At 75.6% G+C, this 12,789-nt stretch carries 8 protein-coding genes; 6 read left to right on the top strand and 2 right to left on the bottom strand.

All coding sequences use genetic code 11. The features are described from left to right. Nucleotides 1-24: 24 nt before the first annotated feature. Together ACFZA0_RS14635 and ACFZA0_RS14630 are read left to right on the top strand one after the other, a co-directional pair. Entirely contained in the window at nucleotides 25-2,268 is a 2,244-nt protein-coding gene (locus ACFZA0_RS14635) for a tetratricopeptide repeat protein (protein WP_391015684.1), read from the top strand. 131 nt (nucleotides 2,269-2,399) lie between these two features. Continuing rightward, nucleotides 2,400-3,971, top strand: a complete 1,572-nt coding sequence (locus ACFZA0_RS14630; protein WP_391015681.1) for an FAD-dependent oxidoreductase — start codon at nucleotides 2,400-2,402, stop codon at nucleotides 3,969-3,971. 99 nt (nucleotides 3,972-4,070) lie between these two features. Here ACFZA0_RS14630 and paaK read toward each other — a convergent pair whose 3' ends face one another. Then, a complete protein-coding gene (gene paaK, locus ACFZA0_RS14625; protein WP_391015679.1) occupies nucleotides 4,071-5,390 on the bottom strand; it encodes a phenylacetate--CoA ligase PaaK in 1,320 nt (439 codons plus the stop codon). A gap of 270 nt (nucleotides 5,391-5,660) precedes the next feature. Between paaK and ACFZA0_RS14620 the strand changes: the two genes are divergently transcribed. The 4 genes from ACFZA0_RS14620 to ACFZA0_RS14605 all read left to right on the top strand — a co-directional run bounded on the left by ACFZA0_RS14620 (nucleotide 5,661) and on the right by ACFZA0_RS14605 (nucleotide 10,673). After that, complete coding sequence (locus tag ACFZA0_RS14620; RefSeq protein ID WP_391015676.1) at nucleotides 5,661-5,903, top strand: DUF397 domain-containing protein; 243 nt, start codon at nucleotides 5,661-5,663, stop codon at nucleotides 5,901-5,903. A gap of 151 nt (nucleotides 5,904-6,054) precedes the next feature. Beyond that, on the top strand, nucleotides 6,055-6,957 hold the full coding sequence (locus ACFZA0_RS14615) for a universal stress protein (protein ID WP_391015673.1): 903 nt from the start codon (nucleotides 6,055-6,057) through the stop codon (nucleotides 6,955-6,957). A gap of 208 nt (nucleotides 6,958-7,165) precedes the next feature. Continuing rightward, the gene (locus ACFZA0_RS14610) at nucleotides 7,166-10,084 is read left to right on the top strand and encodes an AAA family ATPase (protein ID WP_391015670.1); all 2,919 of its coding nucleotides are present in this window, start codon (nucleotides 7,166-7,168) and stop codon (nucleotides 10,082-10,084) included. A 91-nt stretch (nucleotides 10,085-10,175) separates the two neighbouring features. After that, nucleotides 10,176-10,673, top strand: coding sequence for a hypothetical protein (locus ACFZA0_RS14605; RefSeq protein WP_391015667.1), 498 nt, complete (start codon nucleotides 10,176-10,178; stop codon nucleotides 10,671-10,673). Nucleotides 10,674-10,743: 70 nt separating this feature from the next. Here ACFZA0_RS14605 and ACFZA0_RS14600 read toward each other — a convergent pair whose 3' ends face one another. Beyond that, nucleotides 10,744-12,723: an N-acetylmuramoyl-L-alanine amidase gene (locus ACFZA0_RS14600; protein ID WP_391015664.1), complete on the bottom strand. Its 1,980-nt coding sequence runs from the start codon at nucleotides 12,721-12,723 to the stop codon at nucleotides 10,744-10,746. Nucleotides 12,724-12,789 lie beyond the last annotated feature (66 nt).

Raw genomic sequence — 12,789 nt, 5'->3', positions numbered from 1 at the left:
ACGGTGACGGGGGCGACGGCGCGGATGGCGGAGAGCAGACTGATCCAGGGCCGGTACCGGCTGCTGGACCTCGTCGGGCGCGGCGGCATGGGGGAGGTGTGGCGGGCCCGCGACGAGTCGCTCGGACGCCAGGTGGCCGTCAAGTGCCTCAAACCCCTTGCCCCGCACCACGATCCGTCGTTCGGCACCGTCCTGCGGGAGCGGTTCCGGCGGGAGGCCCGCGTCGCCGCCGCGCTCCAGCACCGCGGGGTCACCGTCGTGCACGACTTCGGCGAGAGCGACGGGGTCCTGCACCTGGTCATGGAGTACCTCGACGGCCGCAACCTCAGCCAGCTCCTGGACGAGGGCCGCGAGCCCGGCCGTCGTGCGCCGCTGCCCGTCGACGACGTCGCCGAGATCGCCGAACAGGTCGTCGCCGCCCTCGCCTACACGCACGAACAGGGCGTCGTGCACCGCGACCTGAAGCCCGCCAACATCATGCGGATCACCGACGGCACCGTGAAGATCTGCGACTTCGGCATCGCGCGGCTCGGCCACGACATCGGGTTCACCGCACGGCTGACCGGCACGGGCGTCGCCATGGGAACCCCGCACTACATGTCCCCCGAGCAGATCGGCGGCGAGGAGGTCGACCACCGCAGCGACCTCTACTCCCTGGGCTGCGTGCTGTACGAAATAGCCACCGGGGCACCGCCGTTCGACCTGGACGACACCTGGGGGATCCTCGTCGGCCACCGGGACACCCCGCCGCGACCGCCGCGCGAGCACCGGCCCGAGCTTCCCGCCTACCTCGAACGGGCCATCCTCGGCCTCCTCGCCAAGGAACCCGGCCAACGCCCGCGCGACGCACGCGAGGTGGCCGACAGGATCGCCGTCGGACGCAGGCCGCCCGCGTACCTCCCGACCGTCGCCACAGCCCAACCCGGATCCCCACGGCAGGAGTTGCCGCCGGAGGCGGAGGGCGGGGCGGCGCGCCCGCCGTCCTGGACGCGCGGCATGACCACCGGTCCGAAGGCCGTCTCCGCCGGACCGCGGCCGGCGCCCCCCGATCCGGCCGCCTCGCTCGCCGCCGTCTGGAGCGGCGCCGGACCCGTCGGACCGGCCGCGGCCGCCCCGGCGGCCCGCGTCGACGCCGCCGCCCGCCTCGCCGAACGGCACCGCGCCGGACTGGCCCTCGGCCGCCGCGGACGCTGGGCGGAGGCGCGCGACACGCACGGCGCCGTCGCCGCCGAACGCGCCCGGCTGCTCGGCCCGGACCACCCCGACACGCTGGCCAGCCGCTACGAGGCCGCCGTCGCCCTCGGCCGCACCGGCCAGGTCCCGGACGCCCTCCGCGCCTGCGCCGACGTGGCCCGCGCCCGGGAACGGGTTCTCGGCGCCGACCACCCCGACACCCTCGCCGCCCGCCAGGAGACGGCCTACGCGCTGGGCGGGCTCGGCAGGCACGCCGAGGCCCACCGGGTGTACGCGGCGGTGCTCGCCGCCCGGGAGCGCACGATGGGCCCCGACCACCCCGACACCCTGCGCTGCCGGCACAACCTCGCCCGCAGCCTCAGCCGTACCGGCCGCCCGACGGAGGCGTACCGCACCGCCCGCGAGGTCGCCGCCGCCCGGTCCCGGCTGCTCGGCCCCGGCCACCCCGACACCCTCGCGACCCGCTACGAAGTCGCCTATGTGCTCGGCCAGTTGGGGCGCTGGTCCGAGTCCCTGCGGGACTACGGGGAGATCGTCGCCGCGCGGGCCGCCGTCCTCGGGCCCGACCACCCGGACACCCTCGCCGCCCGCTACGAGATGGGCATCTGCCTGGGCCGGCTCGGCCGCGGTGAGCAGGCGCTGACCGTGTACCGCGACCTGGCCGCCGACCGCGCCCGCACCGACGGCCCGACCCACCCGGAGACACTCCGCGCCCGGCACGGCGTCTGCGTGAACCTCGGGCGGCTCGGCCGCTGGGACGAGGCGCTGGCCGAGTCCCGGCAGGTGTACGCGCTGCGCACGAGCGTCCTCGGCCCCGGACATTCCGACACCCTGGTCAGCCGCCGTGAGGTCGCGGTCGGCCTCGGCCGGCTGGGCCGCTGGCCGCAGGCGCTCACCGAGTACCGGGGCGTCGCCGCGGCCCGGGAGGTCGCCCTGGGCCCGGACCACCCCGACACCCTCGCCGCCCGTGACGACGAGGCGCACTGCCTGCGCCGGCTCGGCCGCACCGCGGAGACGGCCGCCCCGTACCGCCGGGCCGCCGCCCCGTCCGGGGACCGCCGGTCCGCCGGCTGAGCCCCGCCAGGGCCGCGGCGGACCGGGCGGGCCGCCGACGCCCGGCCGCCCCCGTCCGCGCCGGTTCCGTTCACCCCGGTCCCGGGCCCCGAGGTCCTGGCTGCCCGCAGCCGCCCGTGTTACCAAGAACCGTGACCGGACACCAGGAACACCACAGGTACGACGTCGTCATCGTCGGCGGGGGCCACAACGGCCTGACCGCCGCCGCCTACCTGGCCAGGGCCGGCCGCTCCGTGCTCGTCCTCGAACGGCTCGGGCACACCGGCGGCGCCGCCGTCTCCAGCCGTCCGTTCCCCGGCGTCGACGCGCGGCTGTCGCGGTACTCGTACCTGGTCAGCCTGCTGCCCCGGAAGATCGTGCGGGACCTCGGTCTCGACTTCCGGGTGCGCGAGCGCACCGTCTCCTCGTACACGCCCGCCGAGCGCGACGGACGGCACACGGGTCTGCTCGTCGGGCGCGGCGAGCGGCGCACCCGCGACGCCTTCGCCCGGCTGACCGGCACGGACCGCGAGTACGAGGCCTGGCGCGCCTTCTACGCCCGCACCGGCCGGCTCGCCGCGCGGGTCTTCCCCACGCTCACCGAGCCGCTGCCCAGCCGCGACGAACTGCGCGCCCGCGTGGACGACGCGGAGACCTGGCGGATGCTGTTCGAGGAACCCGTCGGTGTCGCGATCGAGGAGCACTTCGCGGACGACCTGGTCCGCGGCGTGGTCCTCACCGACGCGCTGATCGGTACGTTCGCCGACGCCCACGACCCGTCGCTGCGGCAGAACCGCTGCTTCCTCTACCACGTCGTCGGCGGCGGCACCGGCGCCTGGAACGTCCCCGTCGGCGGCATGGGCGCCCTCACCGACGCGCTGTCCACCGCCGCGCGCCGGGCGGGCGCCGTCGTGGCCACCGGACACGAGGCGGTGCGGGTCGAGACCGACGGCCGCAGTGCCGAGGTGACCTACCGGACCGAGGAGGGCGAGGGGACCGTGAGCGCCGGGCACGTCCTCGTCAACGCCTCGCCGCGCGAACTCGCCGCCCTCACCGGCGACACGCCCCCGGAGCCCGCCGAGGGCGCCCAGCTGAAGGTGAACATGCTGCTCACCCGGCTGCCCCGGCTGCGCGACCGCTCGGTCGACGTGCGCGACGCCTTCGCCGGCACCTTCCACATCGCCGAGGGATACGGCCAGTTGGCCGCCGCCCACGCGCGTGCGGAGTCCGGACGGCTGCCCGACGTGCCGCCGTCGGAGATCTACTGCCACTCGCTGACCGACCCGACGATCCTCGCCCCCGCCCTGGCCGCCCGCGGCTACCAGACGCTGACCCTGTTCGGCCTGCACACGCCCGCGCGGCTGTTCACCGAGGACAACGACGCGACGCGCGCCGCGCTCCTCACGGCCACCCTGGCGCAGCTCGACGCGCATCTCGCGGAGCCCCTCGCGGACTGCCTCGCCACCGACGCGGAGGGCCGCCCCTGCATCGAGGCGAAGACCCCGGTCGACCTGGAACGCGACCTCGGACTGCCGGGCGGCCACATCTTCCACCGCGACCTGAGCTGGCCCTACGCACAGGACGGTGCCGGCCGCTGGGGCGTGGCGACGCGGCACCCGAACGTCCTGCTGTGCGGCGCGGGCGCGGTGCGCGGCGGGGGAGTGAGCGGGGTGCCGGGGCACAACGCGGCGATGGCGGTCCTGGAGGAGACGGCCGGCGCCTGACACGAGGCGGGGACCGGGGCCGGTGTCCGGAGCGGGGTGCCGGGCCGGCGGCCCCGCGTCAGGGAGGACCACCGGCCCGGGGTCCGGCCCGCCCCGCGCTCAGCGCGGCGGCCGCAGGTCCACGATGCGGCGGATCTTGCCCACCGACCGTTCCAGGGACTCCGGTTCGGTCACCTCGACCTCGACCGACACCCCGATGCCGTCCTTGACCGCCGCCGCGAGACCGCGCGCCGCCGCCTCCCGTACCTCGGGGCCCGCCCCGGGGCGGGCCTCCGCGCGGACCGTCAGCACGTCGAGCCGGTCCGGCCGGGTCAGCCGGAGCTGGAAGTGCGGCGCCAGACCCGGGGTGCGCAGCACGATCTCCTCGATCTGCGTGGGGAAGAGGTTCACCCCGCGCAGGATCACCATGTCGTCGCTGCGCCCGGTGACCCGCTCCATCCGCCGGAAGACGCGCGCGGTGCCCGGCAGCAGCCGCGTCAGGTCCCGGGTGCGGTAACGGACCACCGGCATCGCCTCCTTGGTGAGCGACGTGAACACCAGCTCGCCCTCGGCGCCCTCGGGCAGCACCTCGCCCGTGACCGGGTCGACGACCTCGGGCAGGAAGTGGTCCTCCCAGACGTGCAGCCCGTCCTTCGTCTCCACGCACTCCGCCGCGACCCCCGGCCCCATCACCTCGGACAGACCGTAGATGTCGAGCGCGTCGATCCCGGACCGCCCCTCGATCTCCCGCCGCATCGCCTCCGTCCACGGTTCGGCGCCCAGCACTCCCACCCGCAGGGACGTGGAGCGCGGGTCGACGCCCCGGCGCTCGAACTCGTCGAGCAGCGTGAGCAGGTACGACGGGGTCACCATGATCACCCGGGGTGCCAGGTCCTGGATCAGCCGCACCTGCCGGGACGTGGCGCCGCCGGACGCCGGCACGACCGTGCAGCCCAGGCGTTCGGCGCCGTAGTGCGCGCCGAGGCCGCCGGTGAACAGGCCGTACCCGTAGGCCACGTGCACGATGTCGCCGCGCCGCGCGCCCGCGGCGCGCAGGGAGCGGGCGACCAGGTCCGCCCACACGTCCAGGTCGCCGTCCGTGTAGCCGACCACGGTGGGACGCCCGGTGGTCCCGCTCGACGCGTGGATGCGCCGCACCCGCTCCCGGGGCACCGCGAACATGCCGTACGGGTAGTGCTCGCGCAGGTCCGCCTTCTCGGTGAACGGGAAGCGGGCGAGGTCGGCGAGCGAGCGGCAGTCGTCGGGGACGACGCCCGCCGTGCGGAACGCGTCGCGGTAGAAGGGCACGTTCTCGTACGCGTGGCGCAGTGTGGTGCGCAGCCGCTCCAGTTGGAGGGCCCGCAGGCCGGCCGTGCCGAGCTGTTCCCCGGCGTCCCACGCGTCCCGTCCCGCCGTCTGCCCCAGTGCCGCGTCCGTCATGCGATTCTCCCGAGCCGAGCCGTGCTGTCCGAACCGGACGACCGATCATTCGGTCGAGGTGCTGTGATCAGTAATCCAGCCCGGTCGGCGGCAGGCAAGGGCGCGGCACGCACTTTCCGGTGCCGCCGACGTGCGGGGCCGGTCCCGGCGGCCGTACGGACCGGCGCCGCCCGCCGTACGGGTCGCCGAAAGGTCCCCCGACCGTGGCCTGTCGGCGGTACCCGCCGGTCGCTACGCTGGCCGCGGACGACGACTCGGGAGGAGCAGGACGTGGCCGAGAGCACCATTCAGCAGCACCCGTTCGCGGGTTGGGAGAAGCCGGAGCTGGATCTCAGCGGGGCGGACTGGCGCACGAGCAGCCGGGGTCTGGGGGACGTCCAGATCGCCTTCGTCGAGGGGTTCATCGCGATGCGCAACAGCGGTCGCCCGGAGAGCCCCTCGCTGATCTTCACCCCCGCGGAGTGGGGCGCCTTCGTGTCCGACGCCAGGGAGGGCGAGTTCGACCTCACCTGAGCGGCCCCGCCCGCCCCGGTGGCCGTTGCCGCCGTTCACCGGGGTGTGCCGGTTCTTTTTCCGGACACGCGCCCTCGCTCGCCCTCCGGGGCGGCCCGCTGCGCGAGGCTGACCCCGGAAGAAGAGGTCGTGTTCCCGAGAGGTGAGAACCATGAGCACCCCGCCGGTCATCGCCGCCGTCGACGGTTCGGACGACAGTCTGCGCGCCCTGGAATGGGCCGTCGAGGGAGCGCGACGGCGCGGGGCACCCCTGCGCGTGGTGCACGCCCGGCAGTACGCCGCGTGGGCGCAGCCCGACGTGCTGGTGGCGGGCCCGCCCGACCCGGAGACCGACGAGGTCCTCGACCAGGTCCGCACCCTGCTGACCGGCCGCACCGACCCGCCCGCCGTGCAGTACGTCGTCACGGAGGGCGCGCCCGGCGCCGTCCTGCCCGAACTGGGCGCGGACGCCGCGCTGTTGGTGCTCGGCTCCCGGGGCCGCGGCGGCTTCACCGGGCTGCTGCTCGGCTCCAACGGCATGGCCGCCGCCCGCGACGCGGACTGCCCCGTCGTGGTGGTGCCGCGCGCCGACCGGGAGGCGCACGGCGACGGTCCGGCCGAGCCCGGCCCGCGCGTCGTCGTCGGCGTCAACGTCGACAGCCCGGACGAGGCCACCCTCGCCTTCGCGGCGGCCGAGGCCACCCTGCGCGACGCCCGCCTCGACGTGGTCGCCGCCTACGCGTGGCCGGTGCAGACCTGGGCCGCGCCGGGGGAGTTGGTGCCCCCGGCCCTCGACGAGGACGCCGTCGCGAACGAGACGCGGACCCTCGCCGAGGGCTTCCTCGCCCCGCACCGCGAGCGGCACCCGGACCTCCGCGCCGGCGTACGGGCCGTTCCCGGCGACGCGGCGGGCAACCTCGTCGCCGCGTCACGGGGTGCCGATCTCGTGGTCGTCGGCAGGCACCGCAGACGGCTGCTCGCCCCCGCCCGCATGATCGGCTCCGTCACCCACGCCGTCCTGCTGCACGCGGCGTGCCCGATCGCCGTGGTGCCCCCGCCCCCGCCGGAGAGCTGACCACGGCCGCGCCCTCCGCCCTCCGGCACCGCCGTGCGGGAGGGGGCGGACGGGGGGCGGCGACGAACCGGGCCGGCGCGTTCCGCGCCGGGTGCGAGTACTTCAGGACGCTCCCTCGGCAACTCGGTTGCGCGTAGGCTGAGATGCCTGTGGTCACGGCGCCGACCCGCTCCCCGCGCGGGGACAACTCCGTGGCGGGGGGTAGGACATGGGACTGCGCGGCGTACGCGACAGAGGCACCTTGCTCGAACGGGAGAGCGAACTCGCCACCGTGGAGGCGGCGTTGGCCGACCTCGTCGGGACGGACGGCGACGCCGCGCCGGCCGAGCCGCACCGGGGTGCCCTGCTCGCCGTCGCCGGACCGGCCGGCATGGGCAAGACGACACTGCTCACCGAGGTGCGGCGCCTCGCCGCCGCGCGCGGCTGCACCGTCCTCGGGGCCCGCGGCGGCGAACAGGAGCAACGGGTCGCCTTCCACGTCGCCCGCCAACTCCTGCAGCCCCGGCTCGCGGCGGTTCCCGAGACGGAAAGGCGTGCGGCGCTGGGCAGTTGGTACGACATCGTCGGCCCCGCCCTCGGCCTGTGCGCGCCGACCGACGGCGCTCCGCCCGACCCGCAGGGCCTGCGCGACGGCCTCGACTGGGTGCTCACCCATCTCGCCGTCCGGCACGCCCCGATGGTCCTCGTCCTCGACGACGCGCACTGGGCCGACCCCGAGTCCCTGAGCTGGCTCGCCGCGTTCGCGCCCCGCGTCGAGGAACTGCCCCTGCTGATCGTCGTCGCCTACCGGCCCGACGAACTCCCGCCCCACGCGGCCCCGTTGAGGGCCCTGCCCGGACGCGGCGGCGGCCGGCCCATCGACCTGGAGCCGCTCAGCGCCGACGCCGTCGCCCACCTGGTGCGCGAGTCCCTCGGTGAGCACGCCGACGACGCCTTCTGCCAGGAGTGCTGGGAGGTGACCGCCGGCAACCCCTTCGAGGCCGTGGAACTCGCCGCCAAGGTCCGCGACCGCAAGGTCACCCCCACCGAGGGCCGCGCCCATCTGCTGCGCGACCTCGCCGCCGCCGTCAAGGGCAGCGGTCTCGCCGCCCGTCTGGACCGCCTCGGCGGCCCGGCCCGCCACTACGCCTGGGCCTGCGCCGTCCTCGGCACCGAGATCCGCCCCGCCCTGGCCGCCGCCGTCGCGGGCCTGGGCCACCAGGACGCCGCCGACGCGGTCGAGAAGCTGTGCGACGCCCGCTTCCTCACCGTCGTCGGCGCCGAGCCCGGCGCCCCGGCGGACAGCGGCACCCTGGAATTCGTCCACCCGCTCATCGCGACCGGCGTCTACCGGGCCATCCCGCCCTCCATCCGCGTCGCCCTGCACGGCCAGGCCGCCTGGTGCGTCGTCGACGACGGACAGGGCCCCGCGGCCGCCGCCCGTCACCTGCTGGAGACCCACCCCGACGACGACGCGGGCACGGTGGACCAACTGCGCGCCGCCGCGCAGGAGATGCTGCGGGCTGGCGCCCCCGAGGCCGCCCGCGACTACCTCGCCCGAGCCCTGCGCGAACCCCCGCCCCCCGACGAGCGCGCCGCCGTCCTGTACGAACTGGGCTCGTCCTTCCTGCTCACCGACCCGGCGACCACCGTCAACCACCTGCGTTCCGCCCTCGCCGAACCCATCACCGACCCCGCACTGCGGCACAGCATCGTCTACCGGCTCTCCCAGGTCCTCGCGCACAGCGACCGCCTCGCGGAGGCCACGGACACCCTGGCGCGCGAGATCCCGCGGACCGAGGACCACCGGGTACGGCTGCGGATGATCCAGGAGCAGTTCATGTGGGACGCCTTCCGCGCGGACGAGCCCGACCACCCCTCCCGCTCCCGCCGCCTCGCCCGCCTCGCCGACCGGCTCAAGGGCGAGGACCTCACCGAGCGCTACATCATCGGGCTGCGCACCTGGGACGCGATCCTGCGCGGCGAGCCCGCCCACGTCGCGCTCCACCACGCCGAACGCGCCCTCGCCGGCGGCCTGCGCTGGGCCGAGCCCGACCGCGGCTTCGAGGTGCCCGTCCTCGTCGCCGTCGCCCACATGTACGCCGACCGGCCGGGCCGCGCCGAGCAGCTGTTCGCCGCCGGGATCGCCGAGTACGAGCGGCAGGGCTGGCGCGGCGCCCACCTCTCCTTCGCGTACACCCTCCTCGGCTACCTCCGGCTGCGGCGCGGCCGGCTCACCGAGGCCGAGGACTTCGCCCGCGCCGGCGTCCGCCTCGCCGAACGCGTCGGCCCCGGCGTGCCCGCCCAGTGGTACGCCGTCGGCGTCCTCGTCGAGGTGCTGCTCGCCCGCGGCCGGACCGGGGAGGCCGCCCGCGTCGCCGCGGACCACCACTTCGGCCCGCCCTTCCCGGCGGCCGTCGTCTTCCCCGACGCCCAGACCGTGTACGGCGAACTCCTGCTCGCCCGCGGCCTGGTCGACGAGGCCGCCGCCGAGCTGACCGCGGCCGGCGAACGCCTCGAACCGCGCGGCATCCGCAACCCCGCCTGGTGCCCCTGGCAGCTCCACCTGGCCCGCGCCCAACTGCGCGACGACCCGTGCCGGGCCCTCGCCACCGCCCTCGAAGCGGTCGCCCGCGCACGGCAGTTCGGCACCCCGTCCGCGGTCGGGCAGGCACTGCGCGTCGCCGCCGAGGTCGCCACGGGAGCCGACCGCGTCAAGTACCTGGAGGACTCCGTCGCCGAGCTGGAGTGCTCGCCCGCCGCCTACGAACTGGCCCGCGCCCTGGTCGCGCTCGGCGCCGAACTGCGCCGCACCGGCCGTGCGGACGAGGCGGCCGAGCACCTCTACCGGGGCCTCGACGCCGCCGTGCGCTCCGGCGCCGACGCCCTCGCGGACACCGCGCGGGCCGAGCTGACCGCGGCGGGGCTGCGCCCGCGCCGCCTGCACGTGACCGAGGCGGGCACGCTCACCGCCCGGGAGCGGTCCGCCGCCCGGCTCACCGTCCAGGGCGCGACCCGAGCCGAGACCGCCGAGCGGCTGCGCACCGACGAGCCGGCCGTCGTGCGGCTGCTGTCGGCGGTCTACCGCAAGCTGGGCACCGACCGCGCGGGTCTCGCCGAGGCGCTCACCGACCCCGCCCCGGTGTGAGGGCACCGCACGGCCCGGGGCCCGGCCCCCGCCGCCCGTACGGCTTCCGCCCGGAGGCCGTACGGGGCCCGCGGGCACGTACCATTGCGGCATGTCGTTCCTCCGCCGCCGCAGCGCCACTCCCGCCGGGCCCGCATTCGACGTCCTGGCCATGGATCCGGGCGACTGGCCCGGCAATCTCGGTGCCGGCCTGCTGCCCGCCCCCGACGGCACGTGCCAGGGCGTCTTCCTGCGCTACGACCTCTTCGGCGGCCGCGGACCCGCGATGATCATCGGCAATCTGCCGGAGGGCTCGCCCGCCCGTGACGTCGCCGAGGGCCAGGTGCCCTTCGAGGTCGCGCAGCTCCTGCTGGCCCTGGAGAACGACGAGGAGGTCACCGTCGTCGGCACCGAGGACATGCCGGTCATGCAGGGCGACAACCTGCTGATCGTGCGCCGCGTGAAGCTCTCCGAGAGCCGGATCTCCTGCGTGCAGTTCGACCGCAGCGACAACGTCCTCGTGACCATCGCCGCCTGGGACCGCCCCATCACCGACGACCTGTACGCGCTGCTCAAGCCGCTCCCGGCCGAGCTGTTCCAGCAGGGCTGACCGCCCCGGACGACGACGTGCCAAGGGCCGGCCCCCCGAGGGGGACCGGCCCTTCGCGCACTCCTGCGGCTCAGCGGAACGAGCGGGTGACCTTCACGTCGGCCGCCCGCACGTACTCCACGCGGTGGCCGAACTGGATCTGGTAGTACAGATCCTTGCCCTTCACCACCTGGTGCGAGTCCGTGGTGAACGTGACGGCGTAGTAGTACTCGCCCGGCAGCTTGTCACCCACCACGTACGACTGCCCCGCGGGCAGCGTGTACGACAGCGGCGACACCGCCTGCGCCGGGACCGTCGACGGATAGGCCGACGCCTCCGGGTAGGCCCTGCCGTACACCGGGATGCTCGTCGCGCCGGCCTTCGGCGTCACCACCAGACCCGTCGCGTTGACCGCCGTGGGCTTCTTCGCCGGGTTCTTGAACCACGCCTTCTGCCCCAGGTACCAGATCGCCGTCCAGTCGCCCTTGCGCTCGGCGACCGCGTACTGCTGGCCCGTCGAGACGCGCGAGCCCACGTCGTTCACGTCGATCGTGGAGGCGGCACCCGTCGGACGCGCCCCGATGTCCTTGATCAGCGCCGACGTCTCGTCCGGTGCCGAGTACAGCCGCACCTCGCTGGAACCGTGGTCCGCGCAGGCCACCCCGCTCGTCACGCACCCGGTGTACACCGGCCGGTTGGCCGCGTAGTCCGGCAGGATCGTCACCAGCCCGCCGTGCGCGCCCGCGGTCGCCTTGAACGGGCGCCCCAGCAGCGTGAAGTAGTGCTGCCAGTCCCAGTACGGGCCCGGGTCGGTGTGCATCCCCGGGATCGTCGACGTGGTCGGGCCGGGGACGTTGTCGTGGCCCAGGATGTGCTGCCGGTCCAGCGGGATGCCGTACTTCGCCGAGAGGTACTTCACCAGCCGCGCCGACGAGCGGTACATCGCCTCCGTGTACCAGGCGTCCGGAGCCGCGAGGAAGCCCTCGTGCTCCAGGCCGATCGACTTGGCGTTGACGTACCAGTTGCCCGCGTGCCACGCCACGTCCTTCGCCTTCACGTGCTGGGCGACGAGCCCGTCCGTGGAGCGCAGCGTGTAGTTCCACGACACGTACGTCGGGTCCTGCACGAGGTTCAGGACCCCGTCCCAGGTGCCCTCCGTGTCGTGGATGACGATGTACTTGATGCTCTGCGACGCCGGGCGGTCGCCGAGGTCGTGGTTGCCGTAGTCGCCGTCCCCGAACTCCTCGTAGGGGGCCGGGACCCACTCGCAGGAGATCGTGGACGGGCACTCCGTGCCGGCCGCGGACACGGTCCGCAGACCGGCCGCCGAGAGCTGCGTCCTGTCCGGCGCGACGGACGGGCTCGCGGCGAGCGTCACCCGCTGCCCCGCGTCCGTGGTGCGCGTCTCACCGCCGCGGATCACGTCGAACACGTCGTTCGCGTAACTCGCCGCGGTCGCGCTGTCGTCCGCTCCGGAGAACTTCGCCACCGCCCCGTACCAGCGGGCCGGGTCGGCGCTCGCCGGAACACCGAGGGCCTTCTGCGCGGCGGCCAGCAGCGCCGCCCCGCCCCGCACGTTGGCCGCCGCGTCGGTGCGCAGCCGCGCCGCCGGGATGCCGGTGAGCCCCGCGGCCTTGGTCAGCGTCTTCAGCCGGGCGGGAAGCTGCGCGTTCGTCGGCACCGCCGCGGCGGTGTTCACCGCGGGGCGGGCGCTGTCGCCGCGCGCGTCCTCGCTGGAGTCGCCGTGGTGCGCGGCACCGGCGAGCGCGGTGCGCGCGTCGGTGAGGTGCATCGGGCCGTAGCCGCCGGACACGCTCGGCGCACCGCCGTGCGCGTCCCAGCGGGACTGGATGTAGGAGACGCCGAGCAGGACGCTCTGCGGCACGTGGTACTCGGCCGCCGCGGCGGTGAACGCGGCCTGGAGCCCGTCGGCGGAGGGCCGCGGCGCTCCGGCGGGCGGTGCGGCGCCGAGCAGCGGCACCAGCAGGGCCGCGACGGCCAGCGGGCCGGCCGTCCTGCGGACACCTCTGTGACCGGGCGTCGGTCTCGGGTCGTTGGCGGATCCTCGCAAAGCGGCCTCCTGGGGCGATGGAGCGTGGCGGGGCGTGCGGGGCCGGGCGTGGTCAGTGCTACCTGC

The sequence above is a fragment of the Streptomyces sp. NPDC008150 genome, assembly GCF_042956945.1.
In the GTDB taxonomy this organism is placed as follows: Bacteria; Actinomycetota; Actinomycetes; order Streptomycetales; family Streptomycetaceae; genus Streptomyces.
The sequence above is the reverse complement of the archived record's forward strand: the minus strand, read 5'-3'. Positions and strand labels throughout refer to the sequence as shown.